Here is a 22,879-nt window from a genome sequence, read left to right as displayed (position 1 = left end):
AGGAGCGAGATATGTTCAAGAAGACACTGACCGTCGCCATGGCCGCGGGCGCTCTGCTTTCCGCGCCAGCCATGGCCGACACCGACGAAACCCGGCAGGACCGCGTCCGGGCGAAAGCCGAGGCCAAGCTTGCCGAGAAGCTGGAAGGGCGCGTCGCGGGCGAACCGGTGCGTTGCATTCCCAATTACCGCAATCAGCGCACGACGATCTACGACGAAACCGCGATCGTGTGGGAGGTCGGCAGCAAGCTTTACGTCAACCGTCCGGAAAGCGGGCTTGAGGCGCTCGACGACAATGACATCATGGTCACCGATACGGTGCTGAATCAGCTGTGCAGCGTCGATACCATCCGCATGGTCGATCAGACCGGCTTCATGCGCGGCGTCGTGTTCCTTGGCGATTTCGTCCCTTACGAACGGGTCGAGGACGACGACTGATCCGCGGCGCGGCGCATCCGGCGCCGCTCGCGCCAATAACCCGCGACCAGCACCGGCGCGCATAGCAGCGGGTGCCGTTCGCGAAAGGAGGTGAGCGGCACGGTGATCCCGCTGTGCCGGTGCACTTTCCACGCAAGATAGCGCGCGCCCCCGTCGAAGGTGGTGGCCGCGCGCAACAGCCGCACGATATTGAGCGGCTTGCCCATCCGCCGCCGCCGGTGCCAGCGGGCGCGCGTTTCATCGCGCATCGCCTCCGGCATATGGGGGCGCAGGATGGCGCCGCGCCGGTCATGGTCGATCCCCGCCGCCGTCCACCCGGCAATCATCAGCCCGTCGAAATGATCCGCCCCGAAATCGAGGATCTGCTGCTCGCGCCCGGGCTTTTCCACCCGCAGTTCGGCGCGGTAGGTCGCGGCGAACAACGCCTGCCAGTAATCGCGCTCCGTCCCCTCATCCGGGCCGAGCGAGGCGGCGACCGTCGCGGCGGTGATCACCGCGTCGCCGATCGCCCCGCGCACCGCGTCGCGGGCATCCTCCCCATCTGTCCAGGCAAGCGCGACCGGCTGCACGAAGCGCGCCCAGATCGTCGTATCGACATGGCGCCCGGTGGCGGCATGGGCAAAGGTGGCGAGCGTCATCACCGCGACCTTGGCGCGCATCTCCTCCCCCGCATGGGCATATTCGTGATAGGCGACGCGCGGCCACAACCCGCGTTCACGCCCCCCGGCGGTCAGCACGTAGAAATCGAGCACCCCGTCGAGCGACCCGCTCCGCAAATTCGACCCGTAGAACAGCACCGCGCGCGCATCGTAATGCCGGGCCAGATATGCGGCAAATGCGCGGATTTCATCGCGCACCGGCGCACGCAGCCCCGCCGCGACCCGCGCGGCGAGATCGGAGCGATCCGCACTCACGGCGTGACGAACCGGATCGGCGCACCTTCGCGCAAGGTATAGCGGCCCGGATCGAAACGCTCCCCATCGAGGATGAAGCCCCCGTCGAGATCGATTTCCATGCTCCTGGCATCGACCCGGTGCATGCCATCGCGTTCCAGCCGCTCCGCCGTGCTGCCGCGCACGATGGCGGCGAAATTCCGCATGAAACGGCGCGGCGGCGCATCCACGACAAGCGTTTTCAAGCCCCCGCGCGGATCGCCGAACGGGCGCACGCCCATCGGCATGCGGTGCATCGTCGTCGCCAGCATGATGAAGCGCATCGCATCGCTGTGGAGGGCGGCACCATGCATGGGTTCCGCATCCTCGCCATAGTGGATTCGCATCCGCTTGCCCGCGCGCGAAGGGGAATTGTCGCCCCCGAACGCCACGCGCGCGACCGTGCCCGCCGTCGAGAGCGCCACGGCGAGGTTGTTGAACGCGCCCATGCGATGCGTCGTCTGCGCCATGTCGGTCGCATCGACGAAGGCTCCTGCCCCGAAAAGAAAGCCGCGCACGGGCTCGCGCTCATCGGCAGGCGCGTCGTTGTGCACCACCTCGATTGGGGGGCGAATGGCGCCGCGCCCGTCATGCCAGGCGCGGATCGCATCGGCCGTTTCCCAGTCGCGCGGGATGCCAAGATCCATGGCGAGCGCATTGGTCTTGCCCTTGGGCAGGATGGCGACCGCCCGCCCGCCCCCCGATGCCCAGAGCGATCCGCCGCAGGACAACACGTCGCGGATGGTCCCGTCCCCGCCCGCAATGACCACAAGCGACACGTCGCTGCGCGCGAGTTCCGCGAGGATCGCGTGCAGGTCGCCGCGCGTGCGCGGATCGACGACGCACACCCCGTCGGGCACGGCCAGGCTGCGCGCGCGGATGCGGTGGCTGCGCGGATTGCACACGACGACGATCCGGCCCTTGCGCGGATCGGCGGCGGGTTCGATGGGATGGCGGGCGTTCACCCTGCGCGCCATAGCGGCAAGCGATGCGCAAATCACCCCTGCAAACGCATTGCGCGCGCGGGCGGAAAAAGGCGGGGCGTGCGCGGGCGAAAAAAGGCTGGGCATTTTCCGCCTCGCCGGGATAGGGGCGCGCATGGCATTCGCAATGCTCCGCAGATTGATGGCATCCGGGTCCGGTGCGTCCCCGCTCCTGCGCGTGGCGAAGAATTCCGGCTGGCTGCTGTCGGGCAAGGGCGTGGGCGCGGTGCTCTCGCTGTTCTACCTCGCCATCGTGACGCGCACGCTCGGCCCGTCGGGCTTCGGCGTGTTCGCACTCGTGCTCACCATCGCGCAGTTCATCAAGCGGTTCATCACCTTCGACAGCTGGCAGGGGGTGGTGAAGTTCGGGCATGGATATGGCGAAACGCACGAGGATGGCCGACTGGGCCGGCTGCTGGGTGCGACGCTGACGGTGGATCTGGTGACCTCGGCCATCGGGCTGATCGCGGGGCCGATGATCTGTTTCGGGCTCGGCGATCTTTTGGGCTGGGAACCTGTGGTGCAGCTTTGGGGCGCGATCTATACTGCGGTGCTCCTGCTGGGGCTGTATTCGACGCCGACGGGGCTGCTGCGGATGCTGGACCGGTTCGGGGCGGGCGCGGCGGCGGAAACGGCGATGCCGGTGGTGCGCATGATCGGCGCGCTCGTGGCGCTTGCCTTCGCGCCGAGCATCGACGGGTTCATCCTCGCATGGATGGCGTCGGAGCTGGCCACGTCGGTCGCCTACTGGGCACTGGCCTATCGCCATGCGCCGGGCATCGTGCGGCGGATACGGTTGACCAACCCGTTTCGCATCCACCGCAATTTCCCCGGATTGTGGCGGTTCCTGTTCGCCTCGAACATCAACCTTACCGTGACGACGCTAATCTCGCAGGCGCCGATCCTGCTTTTGGGCAGTTTCGGGGCGGCGGCCGCGGCGGGCTATTACCGGCTCGCGGCGCAGCTTTCCAATTCCATGACCAAGGTCAGCCAGATGCTGAGCCGCGCGATCTTCACCGAAATGGCGCGCAGCCATGCCTATGCCGACCGCGATCTTTCGCGGCGCGAAATCGCCCACGTGCTGAAACGGACGAGCGCGGCGGCGGGGCTGGCCGCGGCGGTGATCGCGGTGGCGCTCGTGTTCCTGGGCAAGCCGCTCATCCTGTTGATGAGCGGGGCGGAGTACCTGCCCGCCTATCCCCTGCTGCTGCTGCTGGGCATTTCCGCGGCGCTGGAGGTGGGCAGCGTGTCGATCGACCCGCTGCTGCTCGCGACGGACCGCACGCGGCAGCTGGTCGTGATCCGGCTGGCGACGCTCGCGATCATGCTCGTCGGGATTGCCGTGTCGCTGGAACGCTACGGCCCGCTCGGCATTGCGTGGTCGGTGCTCGTCTCGACGGTGGCGGCGCTCGTGCTGCGCGTGATCGCGGTCTGGCGCGGGCCGGGCCGGGATGCGGGGCCTGCACCGGCGCACGCGGGCAACGATCTGCCGCCCGACCCCGACGCGCACGAATGACCCGCCCCGGACGTTTTGCCCGGATAAATTCGCCTGTCCCCGCGTTAATCACATGCGTGCACGCGGCGCGCATCCCCCTTTCGAAGAGAGCCCGCCCCCGATGATCATCCATGTCGACACGCATATCGCCTATCGTTTCGAGGAACCGACCGATTTCCTGTTGCAGATGGAGGCCGCCGCCATTCCCGAGCAGGCCCTGTCCGGCCCCGGCCTCGCCATCAGCGCGAGCGAGCACGAGGCGCATATTTCGGGCGAGGATGCCATCGGCACGCGCGTCTGGCTGCGCTGCGAAGGGGACTTTACCGCCGATTACCGGATCACCGCCGACATCGACCGGCATCTGGTGGATCTGGCCGCGCTGAACCAGCTTCCCCCGCATCAGCTGCCGGGCGCGACCGTGCCCTATCTGTTCGATTCGCGCTATTGCCCGGCCGACCGGTTTCAGTCCTTTGTCGAGGCGGAGTTCGGCGAATTGTCCGGCGGCGCGCGGATCAATGCGATGGTGCAGTGGGTCGCAGACAATTTCAGCTACGTCCCCGGCAGCAGCAACGCGACCACGACCGCGCTCGACAGCTTTGTCGAGCGGCAGGGGATCTGCCGCGATTATGCGCATGTCGTGTGCACCATGGCGCGGGCGTCCGCGATCCCGGCCCGCTTCGTCAGCTGCTATGCCCCCGATGTCACGCCGCAGGATTTCCACGCCGTCGCCGAGGTGTTCCTGGCCGATGAAACGGGGGAGCCGGGGTCGGGCGCCTGGCATCTCGTCGATGCGACGCACATGGCGACCGCCGGCGAGATCGTGAAGATCGGCGTCGGGCGCGATGCCGCCGACGTCAGCTTCCTCACCAGCTATGGCCTCGCGCAAATGCAGGACAAGCGCATTTCGGTCACACGCGGATAAGCTCGGGTCGGTCACGCGCGGATAAGGCGGGACAGATCGGCGCGGGCGGCGCTTGCACCGCGCGCCGCACCTGCTAACAACCGGGGGCGAGGCCGCAACCGCCCGCGACACAAGGGAGTATCTCGCGTTTATGACCGAAACGGCAGCCGCACCGCATTTCACGGCCAACAAGCTGCTGTTGTTCGGCGCGACGGGCGATCTGGCGCAACGCATGCTGCTGCCCTCGCTCTGCGCACTCGATTCCGATGGGTTGCTGCCCGAAGATATTCGCATCATCTGCACCGCGCGATCCGAATATGACGACGACGGTTTCCGCGAATTCGTGCGCGAGGCACTGACCCGGTTCCTGCCCGCCGGGCGCGCCGTGAAGATCGAGCCGTTCCTTGAAAAGCTGAGTTATCAGGCGCTCGACGCGTCGACGCCCGAAGGGTTCGACGTGCTGGCAAAGAAGGTCGGCGGCGTCGACACCGGCGACAATCGCGGGCTTTCCATCTTCCTGTCGACCGCGCCTTTCCTGTTCGAACCGACGATCGCGGGACTTCAGGCCAATGGCCTTGCGTCGGGCAATGTGCGCATCGGCCTTGAAAAACCGCTCGGCACCGATCTCGCCACCTCGTGTCAGATCAACGACGCGGTCGCCGCGGCCTTTCCCGAACACCGCATTTTCCGCATCGACCATTATCTCGGCAAGGAGACGGTGCAGAACCTGCTCGCGCTGCGCTTTGCCAATATCCTGTTCGAACCGCTGTGGAATGCGGCGCATATCGACCATGTGCAGATTACCGTCGCCGAAACCGTGGGCCTCGAAGGACGGGTCGGGTTCTACGACGGGGCGGGCGCGCTGCGCGACATGGTGCAGAACCACATGCTGCAATTGCTCGCGCTCGTGGCGATGGAACCGCCGACGAGCTTCGATGCGACCCCGATCCGCGATGAAAAGGTGAAGGTGCTGCGTTCGCTGCGCCGGGTCGCGCGCGATGAAACCGTGCGCGGGCAATATCGCGCCGGCGCCATCGCGGGCAAGGCCGTCCCCGGCTATGACGAGGAGCTGGGCCAGGATTCCGATACGGAGACCTTCGTCGCGATCAAGGCGCATGTCGACAACTGGCGCTGGAAGGGGGTGCCCTTCTACCTGCGCACGGGCAAGCGCATGCCCGAACGCACGACCGAGATCATCGTGAAATTCCGCGACGTTCCGTTTTCCATCTTCGCGGGACGCGGCGCGCGGACGCAGCCGAACACGCTCGTCATCGGGATCCAGCCGAAGGAAAACATCCGTCTCTCGCTCATGGCGAAGGTGCCGGGCCTCGACCGCGAAGGCTTGCGCCTGCGTTCGGTCCCGCTCGACATCACGATGCCCGATGCGTTCGCGGGGCCGGAACGGCGCATCGCATACGAACGGCTGCTCCTCGATCTCGTCGAGGGGGATCAGACCCTGTTCGTGCGCCGCGACGAGGTGGAGGCGCAGTGGGACTGGATCGATGCGATCCGCGCCACCTGGGACGAACACGACATTTCGCCCAAGACCTATACCGCGGGAAGCTATGGCCCGTCCGCCGCGATCGCGCTGGCCGAACGGGACGGCGTGACCTGGCATGAGTAGAGCGCGCGCATACGAATAAAGCGCAGGGTGCCGGCGCCTTTCGGGGCACCGATCCGCGCGTGTTGCATTGGCAAAGCGAAGGCGCTGGCGAAAAAGGCCTGCGCCCCCCTGATTGAAGAAAGAGGCCCATGGCAGATCTGAACCCCGCCGTCGCCCGCGTGACCGACCGGATCATCGCCAACAGCAAAGAAGAGCCGGCAACGCTATCTCGACCTCATGCGCCGCGAGGGCGACCGCACCCCCGACCGCAGCCAGGTCGCCTGCTCCAACCTCGCCCACGCGATGGCCGGCATGGGCAATGACAAGGGCGGCGTCGCCGATGCGGCCCGGCCCAATCTCGCCATCGTGACCGCGTATAACGACATGCTGTCCGCGCATCAGCCCTATGGCCGGTACCCGGAACAGATGAAGCTCTTCGCACGCGAAGTCGGCGCCACCGCGCAGGTCGCGGGCGGGACGCCAGCCATGTGCGACGGCGTGACGCAGGGGCAGGACGGCATGGAGCTGTCGCTGTTTTCGCGCGACACCATCGCCTTGTCGACCGCCGTCGCGTTGAGCCATGAAATGTATGACGGCATGGCGCTGCTCGGCATTTGCGACAAGATCGTGCCGGGCCTGCTCATCGGCGCGCTGCGGTTCGGGCATCTTGCGTGCATCCTCGTCCCCTCCGGCCCGATGCCGAGCGGGATCACCAACAGCCAGAAGCAGAAGACGCGCCAGCTTTACGCAGAGGGCAAGGTCGGGCGCGACGAATTGCTGGCGTCGGAAAACGCGTCCTACCATTCGCCGGGCACCTGCACGTTTTACGGCACCGCCAATTCGAACCAGATGATGATGGAGATGATGGGCCTGCACATGCCGGCGGCCGCCTTCGTCACGCCCGGCACGCAATTGCGCACGCAGCTGACCCGTGCGGCGGTGCACCGGCTCGCGAAAATCTCGACCAAGGGCGAGGATCCGCGCCCGCTCGCCGAATGCGTCGACGAAAAGGCGATCGTGAACGCGGTCGCCGGCCTGCTGGCGACCGGCGGATCGACCAATCACGTGCTGCATATCCCCGCCTTTGCCCGCGCCGCCGGGGTCATCATCGACTGGCAGGACATCGACGAATTGTCGAAGGCGGTCCCGCTCATCGCGCGCGTCTATCCCAACGGGCAGGGCGACGTGAACCATTTCCACGCGGCGGGCGGCATGGGCTATGTCATTCGCGAACTGCTCGACAACGGGCTCGCGCATGAGGACATCCGCACCGTGGGCGGCGACAGCCTGCGCGATTATGCGAGCGAACCGTCGATGGAGGGGGACGCGCTGGTCTGGCACCCCGCGCCCGCGCAATCGGGCGACGACGAAATGCTCAAACCCGCGACCGACCCGTTTCAGCCCGATGGCGGCATGCGCCTGCTTACCGGCAATCTGGGCCGTGCGACGATCAAGACCAGCGCGGTGAAACGCGAACGCTGGACCGTTGAGGCGCCCTGCCGCGTCTTCCACACGCAGGAAGCCGTCACCAAGGCGTTCAAGGATGGCGAGCTTGAACGCGACGTCGTCGTCGTCGTCCGGTTCCAGGGGCCGCGCGCCAATGGCATGCCCGAATTGCACAAGCTGACCCCGGCGCTCGGCGTGTTGCAGGATCGCGGCTTCAACGTGGCGCTCGTCACCGACGGGCGCATGTCCGGCGCATCGGGCAAGGTGCCCGCCGCCATCCACTGCACGCCCGAGGCGCTGCCCGATGCCGCGGGCAATGCCGGGCCGCTCTCGCTGTTGCAGGATGGCGATATCGTCCGCGTCGACGCGGCGTCGGGCACCTTGTCCACCAGTGCCGACCTGTCCGCCCGCACCCCTGCCCCCGCCCCGGAGCCGGCGATGGGCGTGGGCCGCGAATTGTTCGCCATGATGCGCGCCGGTGCCGATGGCGCGGAAAAGGGCGCCTCCGCCATCCTCGCCCACGCCGGGCTTTGACGCCTCACCTTGCCGCCGGGCGATGCCGCCGGGCCTATGACCGCCCTACACAGGAGCCATGACCATGACCCAGATCCGCGACATCATGACAAAGGCGCCGGTGATCCCCGTGCTGGTCGTCGAGCATATCGACCATGCCATCCCGCTCGCCGAAGCGCTGGTCGAAGGGGGGCTGCCGTGTCTTGAGGTGACATTGCGTACCGATTGCGCCCTCGACGCGATTCGCGCGATGAAGAGCGTCGACGGCGCCATCGTCGGCGCGGGCACCGTGCTCAACGAACGCGATCTGGCGGCGGTGGAAAGGGCGGGCGCCGAATTCGTGGTCTCGCCCGGCCTGACGCAGCCGCTGGGCAAGGCCGCGATCGCGAGCGGCATTCCCTTTCTCCCCGGCACGGCCAATGCCTCCGACATCATGCGCGGCATGGACATGGGCCTCACCCATTTCAAATTCTTCCCGGCCGAAGCGAGCGGCGGCCTGCCTGCGTTAAAAGCGATTGCCGGGCCGTTCGGCACCGTCGCCTTCTGCCCCACCGGCGGAATTTCGGCCGAAACCGCGCCCGAATGGCTTGCCCATCCGCAAATCCTGTGCGTCGGCGGCAGCTGGGTCGCGCCCAAGGGTGCGCCGGACAAGAGCAAAATCGTGGCGCTCGCCCAAAAGGCTGCGGAGCTCGGCGCATGAGCCCGAAGATCGAGAATCTGCACGAACGCCTGCGCGAACTGCACCGCCGCACGCGCGAAACGCCGATGTTCAACCCGGTGTTTCAGCTCGGCCTGGAATTCAGCCGCGACCTCGAATCGGGCGAGACCGATCTTCGCGAGCTGGACGGGCTGGTTTCCGCGCTTGAGTGCGAGGGGATGCAGGCGCGCGCGCACAAGCTGCACCGCATGCTCGAACCGATCGCGACCGACGCCAATCTCGCCAGCTTCGACCCGCGCGAGGGTGAGACATTCGCCGATTACGCCGCGCGGTTCGGCACCCCGCTCATGCACGTGGTGTTCACCGCGCACCCGACCTTCCTCCTCACCCCGGCGCAGGCGAATGCCGTGACCGAGGCGGCGAGCAAGGGCGACGTCGACGGCGACCAGGTGTGCACCGCCCCGCACGAACGGGTGCAGATCACGCTGGATTCCGAACACGATGCCGCCATGCGCGCCATCGAACGCGCGCAGGGCGCCCGCGACCGCGTCGTGCGCCATATGTTCGAAACCGCGCGCGATCGCTGGCCCGAGGATTGGCGCACGCTCAAGCCCGTGCCGCTGCGGCTGGCGACATGGGTCGGCTACGACATGGACGGTCGCACCGATATCGGGTGGAACACGTCGATCCGCTACCGGCTTCAGGAAAAGGCGGAGCGGCTCGCGGGCTATGCCGGCATGCTGTCCGCCGCCGCGCCCGACATTGCAGGCAAGCTTGCCGCCGCGGCCGACCATACCTCGCGCATGGCGGTCTTGTTCGGGAAGGACATGTCCGACCCCGCCGCGCTGTCGCACGCGGCCAATTCGCTGACCGCGGATGATGACGCAAAGATCACCACGCTGGAACCGATCATCGCCGGGCTCGAAGGGCGCGCGCAGGATGCCGACGACGATACGGCGACCACGCTGCTAACCACGGTGGCGGCGATGCGGGCCGATGGCCTTGGCATGGGGCACATTCATTTCCGGGTGAACGCCTCGCAGTTGAAGAACGCGATCCGCCGCCGCGTCGATCCGCAGAACCGCCTCGACCTGTCGAGCCAGGCGGCGCTGAGCGCGATCCGCACCGCGATCAAGGAGCTGACCCCGCTCCAGAGCAATTTCGCCGCGCTGGGGATCGAGGCATCGACGGCCATCCGCCAGTTCCTCGCGATGCAGCAGATCCTCACGCATATCGACGCCGATGCGCCGATCCGCATGTTGATCGCCGAATGCGAACAGCCGCAGACCGTGCTTGCCGCGCTCTATTTCGCGCGATTGTTCGGGGTGGAGGACAAGGTCGATGTGTCGCCTTTGTTCGAGACGGAGGCCGCGCTCGAACATGGGGGGCGCTTCCTCGATGCGCTTCTCGCCGAGGAGGTGTTCCAGAAATATGCCCGCCGCCGGGGCCGCATCGCGATCCAGACCGGGTTTTCCGACGCCGGGCGTTTCGTGGGGCAGATTCCGGCAAGCCTCGCCATCGAACGGCTGCAGGGGCGGCTGGCCGAGGCGATGGACGCCAACGGGCTGAACGAGGTCGCGGCGCTGATCTTCAACACCCATGGCGAGGGGATGGGCCGCGGCGCGCATCCCGCCTCGATGAAGGACAGGCTGGAATGGCCGTTGTCGCCATGGGCGCGGCGGCGGTTCGTGCGGCGCGCGATCCGGCTGGAGCCCGAAGTGAGTTTCCAGGGGGGCGATGGCTACATGTGGTTCGGAACGCCCGAACTCGCGCTCGCCACGCTGGCGCGCATGGCGGACAACCCGCCCAATACCGCCGATCCCGACGTGCCGACCGACATGTTCTACAGGCGGACGGACCTCAGCCTCGATTTCTACCGCGCGATCCGGCGGGTGCAGCACAACCATCTGATCAGCCGGACCTATTCACGCGCGATCACGGCCTTTGGCCTCGGCCTGCTCAACGATACGGGGTCGCGCCGGTCGCGGCGGCAGTCCGACCTGTCGGCGGACCGCGAGATGAGCCTGCGCCAGATCCGCGCGATTCCGCACAATGCGATTCTACAGCAACTGGGCTACCCGGTGAACATCATCGCCGGTTTCGGCACCGCCGCCGACGCCAATCACGAGGAAATCGCCAACCTGCTCAGCGAAAGCGAGCGCGGACAACAATTGCTCCGCCTCGTGCGCAGTTCGGATGCGCTGGCCAGCATTAAGACCGTCGCGGCCTTCGGCGAATTGTTCAACTCCGCCTACTGGGCCAGCCGCCCCTATCGCGGCACGGAAACGCATCTGACCGATGCGTGTCTCGACCTTGCCGAAATGCTGACCAAGGATGACCGCACGGGCGTGTTCCGGCGGCTGGCCTCGCGGCTGCGCGTCGATGCGCTGCATTTCCACCGGCTGCTGGAGGCGATCCCCGGCGCGAAGGAGGAGTGGGGCATGCCGCTCTCCGACCGGGAGCACAAGCGCCGCACCATCGGCGTGTTGCAGGCGATCCGGCTGGCCTTGTTGCAGCACATGTTCCTGCGCGCGGTGCAGATGCCGGCCTTCAGCCGCTCGAACGACATCAGCCGCGAGGACGTGCTCGAAATGGTGTTCACGCTCCGGATCGAGGATGCGCTGGCGCAGATGCGGCGTGCGTTCCCGGTCACCTTCCCGTCCATCGACGATTTCGACGTCGACGCGCCGAGCGAATATCCCGACGGCGGCGACGGTGGCTATCGCGCGATCCACCGCGACTATATCGAACCGATCGAGCAGGCCTACGCACTCGTCCTGCGCATCGGGACGGCGATCGCCAACGAATTCGGCGCGCACGGCTAGGCACGGGTAAAGGGGGCGGAGGAACAGGGCATGTGGGCGCGTTTCCGCCCCGATCCCTTCGTGGTCGGGCTGCTGCTGACCGTGGGGATCGCATCGGTCCTGCCCGCGCGCGGATGGGCGGCGCCGGTCGTGGCGTTCGTTGCCGATGCGGCCATCGTGTTCCTGTTCTTCCTCCACGGCGCGAAACTGTCGCGCGCCGCGATCGTGCGGGGCGTCACCCACTGGCGGCTGCATCTCACCGTGCTGGCCATGACATTCGCGGTGTTTCCGTTGCTCGGTCTTGCGCTGGCGGCGTTGCCCGCGATCGACCCTGATCTGGCGACAGGCGTGCTGTTCCTGTCCGCCGCGCCCTCCACGGTGCAGAGCAGCGTCGCCTTCACCGCGATCGCCGGCGGCAATGTCGCGGGCGCGGTGTGCGCGGCGGCGCTGTCGAACCTGCTCGGCGTGGTGGTGACGCCATTGCTGGTGACTGCATTGATCGGGGGAGACGGCGGGGCGCATGTGTCGGGCGCGGCGGCGGTGACCATCGCCCTGCAACTCGTCGCGCCCTTTGCCATCGGCCACGCGATGCGCCCGTGGATCGGCACCTGGATCGAGGGGCGCAAGCGGCTCGTTTCCTATGCGGACCGGGGGGCGATCCTGATGGTGGTCTATGCCGCGTTCGGCGCCGCGGTGGTGGAGGGGTTGTGGCAACGCACCGGGCCGGGCGAGATTGCGCTGATCCTTGGGCTGTCGGTCGTGCTGCTGCTGGTCGTGCTCGTCATATCGTGGGTCGGATCGGGCTGGCTCGGTTTCGCGCGGGAGGATCGCATCGTCGTGCAATTCTGCGGGTCGAAGAAAAGCCTGGCCGCCGGCGTGCCCATTGCCGGCGTGCTGTTTCCCGCGGCGACGGTCGGTTTCATCATCCTCCCGCTCATGGTGTTTCACCAGGTGCAATTGATCGCCTGCGCCTGGCTCGCCCGCCGTTACGCATCGCGCATGAGCCCGCCGCCCGCGCAAAAGGCCGATTGATTCGCCGCATCCGGTGGTGCAAAGCCGATCCCCGACATGACCGAACCCGCAAACAGCCCTCTCGACACGAACACCATGCTTGCCAAGGCGGAAATCCTTGTCGAGGCGCTTCCCTATATGAAGCGATATGCCGGGCGCACCTTCGTCATCAAATATGGCGGCCATGCGATGGGCGATCCCGAGGCGGCACGCGATTTTGCCGAGGATGTCGTATTGCTGGGCGCGGTGGGCATCAATGTCGTGGTCGTGCACGGCGGGGGTCCACAGATCGGCGCCATGCTCAAAAAGCTGGGCGTGGAATCGAGCTTTGTCGACGGGCTGCGCGTGACGGACAAGGAAACCGCGCAGGTCGCCGAGATGGTTTTGTCCGGCGCGATCAATAAGGAGCTGGTCGGCTGGATCCATGGCGCGGGTGGCCGCGCGCTCGGCATTTCGGGCAAGGATGGCGGCATGGTCACCGCGCGCAAGGTGACCCGCACCCGCAAGCGTCCCGACAGCAATATCGAGCAGGCCGTGGATCTGGGCTTCGTGGGCGAGCCCGAACATCTCGACACGCGGATCATCGAGACGGCCGTGTCGTCGGGGCTGATCCCGGTGATCGCGCCCATTGGGGCGGATCGCGAGGGCCATACCTACAACATCAATGCCGATACGATGGCGGGCGCGGTCGCGGCGGCGATGGGCGCGGCCCGTCTGTTCCTGCTGACCGACGTGGCGGGCGTGATGGACAAGGACGGCGCGTTGCTCACCGATCTCACGCCGCAGGACATCGACCGGCTCGAGGATGACGGCACGATTTCAGGCGGCATGATCCCCAAGCTTCAGACCTGCGTGCAGGCGGTCGAGGCCGGGTGCGAGGCGGCCGTCGTGCTCGACGGGCGGGTGCCGCATGGCATGTTGCTCGAAATTTTTACCGAAAAGGGCGCGGGCACGCTTATAAGAGCGCAATGATGGTGAAAAACGCTACTTTCCTCGCGCTTTGTGCGCTCGCCCTGTCGGCCTGCGACGGGGGAACGGACCCGTCGCCGGTGCAGGAAAGCGCCGCGCCCGCACCGACGCCGACCCCCACGCCGACGCCGACACCCACGGCGTTCAATGCCGATCTGCCCGGCCCGGACGAAACCGATCCGCAGGCGCTGCTCGATTACTGGCAACAGGCGGTCGAGGCGAACGAGCGCGAGGCCGCCCGGCGCGCCTGGCGCAGCGACGTGCGCGGCGGCGGGACCGCGCCGCGCTGGTCCAATCTGAGCGATATTACCGTGACCTTCGGCGAAGGCCGCGCCGAGGGGGCGGCGGGATCGTCCTATTACCAGGTCCCGGTAAAAATCGCGGGCCGCGGCGTCGATCAAACGGATCAGACGCTGGCGGGCACGATGACCCTGCGCCGGGTCAATGACGTGCCGGGCGCCGATTCCGGACAGCTGAGCTGGCGGATCGAGAGCATCAAGTTCGACAACTAAGGCCCCGCCCCGCACGACGCAGGGGTATTGCGGAGTTGATGCGACGCCGCCTTCTCGGCTAGACGAGGCCCGTTCCCCGACCGCCATCGAGCCCAAGGATATTGCCGCCGTGCTGCTGCTGACCCTCATACAGATCGTCGACCTGCTGGTCTCGGTCATCGTGTTTCTCGTGATTGCGCAATTCGTGCTGTCGCTGCTGATCTCGTTCAACGTGGTCAACACCTCGAACCAGTTCGTCGCCGCGATCTACAGCGCGGTGTCCGCCCTGCTCGATCCGATCCTGCGCCCGATCCGGCGGATCATGCCCAGCACCGGCGCCATCGATTTCAGCCCGCTGGTCCTGCTCATCGGGTTGCAGATCCTGCAGATCGTGCTCAACAATCTTGCCGCGTCGGGGTATTGATCCGATGGCCACGCTGATCGACGGAAAGGCATTCGCCGCCTCGCTGCGCGAACGGATCGCGGGCGAAACCGCCGGATTTACCGCGAAGACGGGCCGCAAACCCGGCCTCGCCGTCGTTCTCGTCGGCGAGGACGCGGCGAGCCAGGTCTATGTCCGGTCGAAGCACAAGGCTTGCATTGCCGCCGGCATGGAAAGCTTCGAACATCGCCTTCCCGCCGATACGGCCGAGGCCGACCTCCTCAGCCTCGTCGCGCAATTGAACGGCGATGCCCGCGTGGACGGCATCCTGGTGCAATTGCCGCTCCCCGAAGGCATGGACGAGAATGCGGTCATTCAGGCGATCGACCCCGACAAGGACGTCGACGGTTTCACCACGGCGAGCGCGGGACGGCTGCTGACCGGACTGCCCGGGTTCGTCGCGTGCACGCCGCTCGGCTGCCTGATGCTGCTCAGGGATGTGCTGGGCGATCTTTCGGGAAAATCCGCCGTGGTGATCGGACGCTCCAACATCGTGGGCAAGCCGATGGCACAATTGCTGCTGCGCGAAAGCTGCACCGTGACCATCGCGCACAGCCGCACGCGCGACCTTCCCGAAACGGTGCGCGGCGCCGATATCGTGGTGGCCGCCGTGGGCCGCCCCGAAATGGTGAAGGGCGACTGGCTGAAGCCCGGCGCGACCGTCATCGACGTCGGCATCAATCGCGTGCCGGGCGAAGAAGAGGGCAAGACCCGCCTCGTCGGCGACGTCGATTTCGCCTCCGCCAAGGATGTCGCGGGCGCCATCACCCCGGTTCCGGGCGGGGTCGGCCCGATGACGATCGCGTGCCTGCTGCACAATACGCTCGACGCCGCGTGCCGGCGCGAGGGCGTGGACCGCGCGGCGCTGTGATGCGGGGCGTCGGCCTCGCCATGCTCGCCGCAGCGGCGCTGTCTGCCTGCGCGGGTCCGGGCGGCGGGGCCGCATCCACCCGCGCCGACGATGCCGCGTTCATGGCGCTGCCCCCCATTGCGGAACCGGGCGCCGTCGCCGCGACCGAGATCGCCTTTGCCCGCGCCGCGCGCGAACAGGGGCAATGGACGGCGTTTCGCGACTATGCGGCCGATGATGCGATCCTGTTCGTGCCGGGCCGGGTGGGCGCGCGCGAATGGCTTCGCGACCGTCCCAATCCGCCCCGCGCCGCCGATTGGCGCCCGCGCGAATTGTGGACCAGCTGCGACGGCTCGATCGCCGTGACCGAAGGCGGCTGGCAACGCTGGGACGGGACGCGGGGATGGTTCACCACCGTGTGGAAGCGTCAGCGCGACGGCTCCTATCGCTATGTCATGAACCATGGCGACACCACGACGGGCCGCGTCCGCACCGGGGAGGCACTCGACGCCCATGTCGCGCAATGCCCGGATCGCGACTGGTTGCCGCCAGCCTCGCTGAACACCGTCGCCCCGGTGGAGGGCGACTGGTTCGGTGGCGCGTCCGACGATGGCACGCTGCGCTGGGGCGGGCGGGTCGATCCGTGGGGCGGCCGCATCGTGACGGTCGATGTGTTCGACGGGGAAGAATTCGTCCGCGTCCTGCATCAGACGGTGGCCCCGCCGGGCGCCGGCATCGCAAGAGAGCAGTGAGCCAAACGTGACCGAATTGTTCGTATCCGCCTTCGTCACCCTGTTCGTGGTGATCGACCCGCCCGGCTGCGCGCCGATCTATGCCGGGCTCGTCGCAAAAGCCACGCCGGAGGCGGTGCGCTCCATGGCGATCCGCGCCTGCGCCATCGCGCTCGCGATCCTGCTCGTCTTCGCGCTGTTCGGGGAGGCTTTGCTTGGCGCGCTGCATATCGAGCTTGATTCGTTCCGGATCGCCGGCGGGCTGATGCTGTTCCTGATCGCTCTCGACATGGTGTTCGAAAAGCGGACCGAACGGCGGGAGGAGCGCGCCGAAAAGGTCATCGCCGACCCCGCGCACGAGGATGTCTCGGTCTTTCCGATGGCGATGCCGATGCTTGCCGGGCCGGGCGCGATCGCGTCGGTGATGCTGTTGATGGCGCGGTCCGAAGGGATCGAGCAGACGATTGCCGTGCTCGGCGCGCTGGTCGCGGTCATGGGGCTCAGCCTGGCCGCATTGCTGGCGGCACGGCCCATCATGCGGGTGCTGGGCACGCGGATCGAGGCGATCATCACGCGCCTGCTCGGCGTATTGCTTGCCGCGCTGGCGGCGCAATTCGTGATCAACGGCCTGCGCGGAAGCTTCTTCTAGGCCGGGCGGCGGCCATTGTTGCCGCCCGTCACTGCATCGTGGCGCCGTCCTCGTCGCCGCGAAACGCGTAGAACTGCATGAGCTGTATCAACAGGTCGCAACGTTCGCGAATGCCGTCCGCCTCCAGCAGAGCCTGCTTCGCCGCGCCGTCGAAAGGCGCCACCTGCGCCACCCCGTTGATCAGCGTTTCATCGTCGAGGCGGGAAACCTCCTCCCACTCCACGGCATAGCCCTGCATCTCGGCGAAGGCCTGCGCCTCGCTTTCGAAGGCGGCGCGTTCGGCGGGCATCAGCGAATCGGACGCACCATTGTCGAGCAGGCGCGCCTCCACCTGGCGGAACTCCGTCTGTACGGACAATTCGCGCATGATGCGAAAGCGCGATACGCCCTCCAGCACGATGTTGAAGCGCCCGTCGTCGAGCGCCTCCACCTCGCCGATCCGGCCAAGGCAGCCGATCTCGAACAGCGGCGCGCCCTCGCCCGCGGCCTGCGGCTGCACCATCCCGATCAGCCGGTCCCGCGCCAGCGCATCGGTGACGAGCGCGCGATAGCGTTTCTCGAAAATATGCAGCGGCAGTTGCAGACCCGGAAACAGGATCCCGCCCGCGAGCGGAAAGATCGAGATGCGCGCCGTTTCCATGTCGGACCGCATCCGCTTATCCGAACAGCAGGGTGGAAAGCCGCCGCCGCGTCGCCGCGACCCACGGGTCTTCCAGTCCGACTGCCTCGAAAATCTGCAACAGCTTCGTGCGTGCGGCGCCCTCGTTCCATTCGCGGTCGCTCTCGATCATGCGCAGCAGCGTGTCCGCCGCCTCGTCGCGCTCGCCCGCGGCAAAGGCGGCATTGGCAAAGGCGAATTGCGCATCCATGTCGGCGGGCCGTTAGGCCGCAGCCTTGCGGAAATTGTCGAGCTCCGCCGTATCGGGCGCGTCCTTGGCCAGTTGGAGCGCGGATTGCGCGCGCTCGATCGCCGGATCCTTCGCCGTCTCCTCGTCGATCTGCGCGAGTGCGGCCTCGGCCTCTTCGAGATGGTCGGCCTCGATCATCGCGCGGATGAGCCCGGCCTGCGCGCTCGCATTATCGGGCTTCATCTCCACGATCTGCGCGAAAATGCCCATCGCGCGTTCGGCATCGCCGCCGTTGAGCGCGTTTTCACCCATCGCGATGAGCGGGCCGAGATCCTGCTCCGGCTGCTCTGCCGGCGCGCCGCCGGGCTGCACCGGCACTTGCTGCAAGATCTGGTCGAGCATCTGCTTCAGCTGCGATTCGGTGCGCGCGCTGGTGAGATCGGCGACCGGCTGCCCCTGAAACATGGCATAGACGGTGGGGATCGACCGCACCTGGAATTGCGAGGCGATGAACTGTTCCTCATCGACGTTGAGCTTGGCCAGCACCACGCCCTTGTCCGCATATTCGGCGGCGACCTTTTCGAGCATGGGGGCCAGCGCCTTGCACGGCCCGCACCATTCGGCCCAGAAATCCAGGATGACGAGGCTGTGCATCGAGGGTTCGACGACATTGGTGCGGAACCGGTCCACCGCTTTTTGCTCTTCGATATTCAGGCCGGGGGTCGGCAAGGTGCATTCTCCTGTCGCGTGTTCGTTGTGCCATAATGTGGGATGAAGTGGCGCTCTTTTAAAGCCTGCGCATTAATTGCGCGGCGATGTCATTTTCCGGTTGCAGGGGTATCGAACCGATGCTAACTGCGCGCCTCACCCCGGTCGGAAGGGCATCGACTTTTCCGGCGCAGGCGTTCGAGCGGGCGTAGCTCAGGGGTAGAGCACAACCTTGCCAAGGTTGGGGTCGAGGGTTCGAATCCCTTCGCCCGCTCCATTTCTCATACATCCTTCGTCATGTTGCGCGTATTCGTCGCGCCGCCTCTTTACGCGGCTGCGCGGCGGCGTCATGTATCGGGCCACGATACACATAAGGAGGATGCCCCGCCATGACCGATGCCCCCAAAGCCGACGCGGACGATACGATCGTTCCGGTTCCATCGGCGGCGCGCCAGGGCACGGCCTGCGACGCGGAGGCCTATGCCGACATGCACGCCCGGTCGCTGTCCGATCCCGACGGGTTCTGGCTGGAGCAGGCGGCGCGGATCGACTGGATCGACACGCCAGCCAAGGGTTGCGGCGCCAGCTTCGACCCGGTCGACATTCGCTGGTTCGAGGATGGCCGGCTCAATATCTGCTACAACGCGGTGGACCGCCATGTCGAGGCCGGGCGCGGCGACGATGTCGCGCTGATTTTCGAGCCGGATGCGATTGACGGGGCGGTGCGCCGCCTGACCTACGCCGAATTGCAGGGCGAGATCGTCCTGTTTGCCAACATGCTCCTCAAAATGGGCGTGAGCAAGGGCGACCGGGTCACGATCTACATGCCGATGATCGTCGAGGGCGCGGTCGCGATGCTGGCCTGCGCGCGGATCGGGGCGGTGCATTCGGTGGTGTTCGGCGGCTTTTCGCCCGATGCCATCGCCGGCCGCATCGAGGATTGCGAAAGCGAGTGGGTCATCACCGCGGACGAAGGGCTCCGCGGGGGCAAGACGATCCCGCTGAAGGCCAATGTCGATGCGGCGCTCGAAAAGGTTTCGGTGCGCGGCGTGCTCGTCATCCGGCACACCGGCGGCGATGTCACGATGCGCGACGGGCGCGATCACTGGTACCACGATTATTCCGTCGGGCTGGACGATGAATGCCCGTGCGAACCGATGGGGGCGGAAGACCCGCTGTTCATCCTCTACACCTCCGGCTCGACCGGCAAGCCCAAGGGGGTCGTCCACACCACCGGCGGCTATGCCGTGTGGACCGAGACCACCTTCCGCTACGTCTTCGATTACCGGCCGGGGGAGGTTTACTGGTGCACCGCCGACATTGGCTGGGTCACGGGGCACAGCTATATCGTCTATGGCCCGCTACTCAACGGGGCGACGGCGCTGATGTTCGAAGGGGTGCCGAACCATCCCGATCACGACCGTTTCTGGCAAATCGTGGACAAGCACGGCGTGAACATCTTCTACACCGCGCCGACGGCAATCCGCGCCTTGATGCGCGAGGGGGCCGGATATGTGGAGAAGCACGATCTCACCTCGCTTCGCCTGCTCGGCAGCGTGGGCGAGCCGATCAATCCCGAAGCATGGCGGTGGTATCACGACCATGTCGGCCATGGCGAGGCGCCGATCGTCGACACCTGGTGGCAGACGGAGACGGGCGGGATCATGATCACCACCCTGCCCGGCGCCCACGCGATGAAACCGGGGAGCGCGGGCAAGCCGTTCTTTGGCGTGGCGCCGCAGCTGGTCGATAACGAGGGCGCCGTTCTCGATGGCGCGACCGAGGGCAATCTGTGCATCACGCAAAGCTGGCCCGGACAGGCGCGCACCGTGTACGGCGACCACGACCGTTTCATACAGACCTATTTCAGCACCTATCGCGGCAAATATTTCACCGGTGACGGGTGCCGCCGCGACGCGGACGATTATTACTGGATCACCGGGCGCGTCGATGACGTCATCAACGTATCGGGCCACCGCATGGGCACGGCCGAGGTGGAAAGCGCGCTGGTCCTGCACGACACGGTCGCGGAGGCCGCGGTCGTCGGATACCCGCACGACATCAAGGGACAGGGCATCTATTGCTATGTCACCACCAACGCGGGTGTGACGGAGGACGATACCCTCGTCGCCGAATTGCGCGCCCATGTCCGCCGGGAGATCGGGCCGATCGCGACGCCCGACCATATTCAGTTCGCCCCCGCCCTGCCCAAGACCCGCAGCGGGAAGATCATGCGCCGCATCCTGCGCAAGATCGCGGAGAACGATTTCGGCGCGCTCGGCGATACGTCCACGCTCGCCGATCCGTCGCTGGTCGACGATCTGATTGCGGGGCGCGGCAACCGGGACGGCTGAATCGGCGCTCAGTCCGATCCGAACAGGTCGCGGGTAAAGACCTTGCCCGCGACATCGGACAATTCCGCCGATTGCCGGTTCGCGACAATGACGTCGCATTGCGCCTTGAACGCGGAAAGGTCGGTCATCACGCGCGCGCCGAAGAATTCGGTGCCGTCGAAGGCGGGTTCGTAGATCACGACCTCGACGCCCTTCGCCTTGATCCGCTTCATGATTCCCTGGATCGAGGAATGGCGGAAATTGTCCGACCCCGCCTTCATGATGAGGCGGAAAATGCCCACCCGTTCCGGCGCGCGCGCGAGAATCTGTTCGGCCAGGAAATCCTTGCGCGTGCGATTCGCCTCGACGATGGCGCGGATGAGGTTTTGCGGCACGTCGGTATAGTTGGCGAGCAACTGCTTCGTATCCTTGGGCAGGCAATAGCCGCCGTAGCCGAAGCTGGGATTGTTGTAATGGTCGCCGATCCGGGGGTCGAGTCCGACGCCTTCGATGATCTGCCGCGAATCCATCCCGCCCGCCAGCGCATAGCTATCCAGCTCGTTGAAGAACGCCACCCGCATGGCGAGATAGGTGTTGGCGAACAATTTGATCGCCTCCGCCTCGCGCGCATCGGTGAACAGGACGGGAATGTCGGTCTTTTCCGCACCCTGAACGAGCAGCTCGGCAAAGACGCGCGCCCGTTCCGACCGTTCGCCGACGATGATGCGCGACGGGTTGAGATTGTCGTGCAGCGCGCTGCCTTCGCGCAGGAATTCCGGGCTGAAGATCACCTGCGGCGCGAGCAGGCGGTCACGCACGTCATCGACGAAGCCGACGGGGATCGTCGATTTGATGACGATGGTCGTATCGGGATTGGTGCGGGTTGCCTGCGCGATGACCTGCTCGACGGAGGAGGTATCGAACTTCCCCGTTTCGGGGTCGTAATTGGTGGGCGTGGCGATCACCACGAAATCCGCCCCGCGCAAGGCCTCCTCGGCGTCGCATGTCGCGGTGAGGTCGAGCGCACGGCGCGCCAGAAACTCCTCGATCCGCGGGTCCACGATCGGCGAGCGCCGCGCGTTCAGCATGTCGACGCGCTCCGCCGAAATATCGGTGGCGACCACCGCATTGTGCTGCGCCAGCAGGATCGCATTGGACAGGCCGACATAGCCGAGGCCAAAAACCGCAATCTTCATCAATCATCCTCAACCCTGATGCGCGCCGCGTGGTCGAACCGCCCGGGTCTGTCCGCATTGCCGCCGCCCGCCTCCAATCCGGTAACAGGCCGCGCGCGTCAAGGCCATCACGGCAGGAGCGGAACGCACGCCGGGTGCGACCGCGCCCCGGCGAACCCGGCGCACGGGAAAACACCCGCCGTCATGCTCATACGGCTAAGCTGGCGCAGGCGCGTGCCGGGGCGCGGCAATTCCGTGATCACAGCGGCACAGCAAAGATGGATGCTGCCGACCGGGTCATGATGGTCTGGCACGTGCTGCGAAGCATCCTGCCCCGTTCCAGATTTCCGCACGGACCGCCAGCCCGCGCGTGCGGGGGGGAGCGCGGGCACGGATTGCTTCCGGGCGGTACGAAAGCGCGACGATCCCGCCGTGTCGATCTGCGAACGGTGAAACCTCTCGCCGGATACCGAGCCCTTCCATTCCGCCATCGAAAAGCGACCACCCCGGCGATTTGCCCGGCAGCGTTCGCCCATAGCGCCGGTCTTGCCAGTACCGATTGCAAGGGTGGTTCGAACGTCGGGAAGCGATCTCGCAGATGCCGTGATGATCGGGCACTGCGCGCGGTTCGACGAACCCTTCGTTGCCAAGCGCCTCGGGCCGTTGGCGACGATGCCCCGGGCCGCCGGAATTAATACGACCTGGCCCAGAGGCTCGCTCCGCGGCCCCATGGCACAGACGAATTCCCGAACGTAGCCAGCTCTGCGAATAGGAAATCGTGGAGCGGGTAGCGGGAATCGAACCCGCATAACCAGCTTGGAAGGCTGGGGCTTTACCACTAAGCTATACCCGCCCGCTCGATGCGGAGGCTTGCCACCGTTTGGCAGGCTTCGTCAACTG

General features: G+C 66.5%; 18 protein-coding genes, 2 tRNA genes and 2 pseudogenes. 16 read left to right on the top strand and 6 right to left on the bottom strand.

What is annotated here, in order from left to right; genetic code table 11:
• Positions 1–11: 11 nt before the first annotated feature.
• Positions 12–437: a hypothetical protein gene (locus JD971_RS09340; RefSeq protein WP_202082875.1), complete on the top strand. Its 426-nt coding sequence runs from the start codon at positions 12–14 to the stop codon at positions 435–437.
• Here the strand turns inward: JD971_RS09340 and JD971_RS09335 are convergent.
• Both JD971_RS09335 and JD971_RS09330 read right to left on the bottom strand, forming a co-directional pair.
• Entirely contained in the window at positions 410–1,351 is a 942-nt protein-coding gene (locus tag JD971_RS09335; protein ID WP_202082873.1) for a hypothetical protein, read from the bottom strand. The two genes, JD971_RS09340 and JD971_RS09335, sit on opposite strands and share 28 nt — an antisense overlap.
• The gene (locus JD971_RS09330) at positions 1,348–2,439 is read right to left on the bottom strand and encodes a diacylglycerol kinase family protein (protein WP_202082871.1); all 1,092 of its coding nucleotides are present in this window, start codon (positions 2,437–2,439) and stop codon (positions 1,348–1,350) included. The genes JD971_RS09335 and JD971_RS09330 overlap by 4 nt, the downstream gene beginning before the upstream one ends.
• Before the next feature lie 55 nt (positions 2,440–2,494).
• Between JD971_RS09330 and JD971_RS09325 the strand changes: the two genes are divergently transcribed.
• The 13 genes and pseudogenes from JD971_RS09325 to JD971_RS09265 all read left to right on the top strand — a co-directional run bounded on the left by JD971_RS09325 (position 2,495) and on the right by JD971_RS09265 (position 16,915).
• The gene (locus JD971_RS09325) at positions 2,495–3,868 is read left to right on the top strand and encodes a lipopolysaccharide biosynthesis protein (protein ID WP_202082869.1); all 1,374 of its coding nucleotides are present in this window, start codon (positions 2,495–2,497) and stop codon (positions 3,866–3,868) included.
• A gap of 100 nt (positions 3,869–3,968) precedes the next feature.
• Positions 3,969–4,769: a transglutaminase family protein gene (locus tag JD971_RS09320; protein WP_202082867.1), complete on the top strand. Its 801-nt coding sequence runs from the start codon at positions 3,969–3,971 to the stop codon at positions 4,767–4,769.
• Positions 4,770–4,899: 130 nt separating this feature from the next.
• Positions 4,900–6,372: a glucose-6-phosphate dehydrogenase gene (gene zwf, locus JD971_RS09315; protein WP_202082865.1), complete on the top strand. Its 1,473-nt coding sequence runs from the start codon at positions 4,900–4,902 to the stop codon at positions 6,370–6,372.
• Between the two features lie 128 nt (positions 6,373–6,500).
• Positions 6,501–8,331, top strand: a pseudogene (gene edd, locus JD971_RS09310) (phosphogluconate dehydratase).
• 64 nt (positions 8,332–8,395) lie between these two features.
• Entirely contained in the window at positions 8,396–9,010 is a 615-nt protein-coding gene (eda, locus tag JD971_RS09305) for a bifunctional 4-hydroxy-2-oxoglutarate aldolase/2-dehydro-3-deoxy-phosphogluconate aldolase (RefSeq protein WP_371809523.1), read from the top strand.
• The gene (locus tag JD971_RS09300) at positions 9,007–11,793 is read left to right on the top strand and encodes a phosphoenolpyruvate carboxylase (protein WP_202082861.1); all 2,787 of its coding nucleotides are present in this window, start codon (positions 9,007–9,009) and stop codon (positions 11,791–11,793) included. Before eda ends, JD971_RS09300 begins: the two co-directional genes overlap by 4 nt.
• Positions 11,794–11,823: 30 nt before the next feature.
• Positions 11,824–12,804 carry a bile acid:sodium symporter family protein gene (locus JD971_RS09295; RefSeq protein WP_202082859.1) on the top strand — a complete coding sequence of 327 codons (981 nt, stop codon included), beginning with the start codon at positions 11,824–11,826 and terminating at the stop codon, positions 12,802–12,804.
• A 36-nt stretch (positions 12,805–12,840) separates the two neighbouring features.
• The gene (gene argB / locus JD971_RS09290) at positions 12,841–13,755 is read left to right on the top strand and encodes an acetylglutamate kinase (protein WP_202082857.1); all 915 of its coding nucleotides are present in this window, start codon (positions 12,841–12,843) and stop codon (positions 13,753–13,755) included.
• The gene (locus JD971_RS09285; protein WP_202082856.1) at positions 13,752–14,264 is read left to right on the top strand and encodes a hypothetical protein; all 513 of its coding nucleotides are present in this window, start codon (positions 13,752–13,754) and stop codon (positions 14,262–14,264) included. The genes argB and JD971_RS09285 overlap by 4 nt, the downstream gene beginning before the upstream one ends.
• Positions 14,265–14,373: 109 nt before the next feature.
• Positions 14,374–14,667, top strand: coding sequence for a YggT family protein (locus JD971_RS09280; RefSeq protein WP_202082854.1), 294 nt, complete (start codon positions 14,374–14,376; stop codon positions 14,665–14,667).
• Between the two features lie 4 nt (positions 14,668–14,671).
• Positions 14,672–15,556: a bifunctional methylenetetrahydrofolate dehydrogenase/methenyltetrahydrofolate cyclohydrolase FolD gene (gene folD, locus JD971_RS09275; RefSeq protein WP_371809520.1), complete on the top strand. Its 885-nt coding sequence runs from the start codon at positions 14,672–14,674 to the stop codon at positions 15,554–15,556.
• Positions 15,556–16,287, top strand: coding sequence for a hypothetical protein (locus JD971_RS09270; RefSeq protein WP_202082850.1), 732 nt, complete (start codon positions 15,556–15,558; stop codon positions 16,285–16,287). Before folD ends, JD971_RS09270 begins: the two co-directional genes overlap by 1 nt.
• A 7-nt stretch (positions 16,288–16,294) precedes the next feature.
• Entirely contained in the window at positions 16,295–16,915 is a 621-nt protein-coding gene (locus tag JD971_RS09265) for a MarC family protein (RefSeq protein WP_202082848.1), read from the top strand.
• 28 nt (positions 16,916–16,943) lie between these two features.
• On the opposite strand, the gene JD971_RS09260 is transcribed toward JD971_RS09265, so the two are convergent.
• Together JD971_RS09260 and JD971_RS09255 are read right to left on the bottom strand one after the other, a co-directional pair.
• The gene (locus JD971_RS09260; protein ID WP_202082846.1) at positions 16,944–17,567 is read right to left on the bottom strand and encodes an LON peptidase substrate-binding domain-containing protein; all 624 of its coding nucleotides are present in this window, start codon (positions 17,565–17,567) and stop codon (positions 16,944–16,946) included.
• Between the two features lie 4 nt (positions 17,568–17,571).
• Positions 17,572–18,492 (bottom strand): annotated as a pseudogene (locus JD971_RS09255) (tetratricopeptide repeat protein).
• Positions 18,493–18,673: 181 nt separating this feature from the next.
• Between JD971_RS09255 and JD971_RS09250 the strand changes: the two are divergent.
• Positions 18,674–18,748: transfer RNA gene (locus JD971_RS09250), tRNA-Gly, on the top strand.
• 112 nt (positions 18,749–18,860) lie between these two features.
• The gene (gene acs, locus JD971_RS09245) at positions 18,861–20,825 is read left to right on the top strand and encodes an acetate--CoA ligase (RefSeq protein ID WP_202082844.1); all 1,965 of its coding nucleotides are present in this window, start codon (positions 18,861–18,863) and stop codon (positions 20,823–20,825) included.
• 8 nt (positions 20,826–20,833) lie between these two features.
• Here the strand turns inward: acs and JD971_RS09240 are convergent, their stop codons facing one another.
• A complete protein-coding gene (locus JD971_RS09240) occupies positions 20,834–22,000 on the bottom strand; it encodes a nucleotide sugar dehydrogenase (protein WP_202082841.1) in 1,167 nt (388 codons plus the stop codon).
• 758 nt (positions 22,001–22,758) lie between these two features.
• Positions 22,759–22,832, bottom strand: a tRNA-Gly gene (locus JD971_RS09235).
• Positions 22,833–22,879 lie beyond the last annotated feature (47 nt).

Source organism: Croceicoccus sp. YJ47, from assembly GCF_016745095.1.
Taxonomy (GTDB): Bacteria; Pseudomonadota; Alphaproteobacteria; order Sphingomonadales; family Sphingomonadaceae; genus Croceicoccus.
This window is presented reverse-complemented; position numbering and strand designations above follow the sequence as displayed.

Bases quoted from the DNA above. Each gene is read 5' to 3' on its own strand.
- JD971_RS09340 (WP_202082875.1), top strand. From the start codon at position 12: ATGTTCAAGAAGACACTGACCGTCGCCATGGCCGCGGGCGCTCTGCTT.
- JD971_RS09330 (WP_202082871.1), bottom strand. From the start codon at position 2,439: ATGCCCAGCCTTTTTTCGCCCGCGCACGCCCCGCCTTTTTCCGCCCGC.
- JD971_RS09325 (WP_202082869.1), top strand. From the start codon at position 2,495: ATGGCATCCGGGTCCGGTGCGTCCCCGCTCCTGCGCGTGGCGAAGAAT.
- JD971_RS09320 (WP_202082867.1), top strand. From the start codon at position 3,969: ATGATCATCCATGTCGACACGCATATCGCCTATCGTTTCGAGGAACCG.
- zwf (WP_202082865.1), top strand. From the start codon at position 4,900: ATGACCGAAACGGCAGCCGCACCGCATTTCACGGCCAACAAGCTGCTG.
- eda (WP_371809523.1), top strand. From the start codon at position 8,396: ATGACCCAGATCCGCGACATCATGACAAAGGCGCCGGTGATCCCCGTG.
- JD971_RS09300 (WP_202082861.1), top strand. From the start codon at position 9,007: ATGAGCCCGAAGATCGAGAATCTGCACGAACGCCTGCGCGAACTGCAC.
- JD971_RS09295 (WP_202082859.1), top strand. From the start codon at position 11,824: ATGTGGGCGCGTTTCCGCCCCGATCCCTTCGTGGTCGGGCTGCTGCTG.
- argB (WP_202082857.1), top strand. From the start codon at position 12,841: ATGACCGAACCCGCAAACAGCCCTCTCGACACGAACACCATGCTTGCC.
- JD971_RS09285 (WP_202082856.1), top strand. From the start codon at position 13,752: ATGATGGTGAAAAACGCTACTTTCCTCGCGCTTTGTGCGCTCGCCCTG.
- folD (WP_371809520.1), top strand. From the start codon at position 14,672: ATGGCCACGCTGATCGACGGAAAGGCATTCGCCGCCTCGCTGCGCGAA.
- JD971_RS09270 (WP_202082850.1), top strand. From the start codon at position 15,556: ATGCGGGGCGTCGGCCTCGCCATGCTCGCCGCAGCGGCGCTGTCTGCC.
- JD971_RS09260 (WP_202082846.1), bottom strand. From the start codon at position 17,567: ATGCGGTCCGACATGGAAACGGCGCGCATCTCGATCTTTCCGCTCGCG.
- acs (WP_202082844.1), top strand. From the start codon at position 18,861: ATGACCGATGCCCCCAAAGCCGACGCGGACGATACGATCGTTCCGGTT.
- JD971_RS09240 (WP_202082841.1), bottom strand. From the start codon at position 22,000: ATGAAGATTGCGGTTTTTGGCCTCGGCTATGTCGGCCTGTCCAATGCG.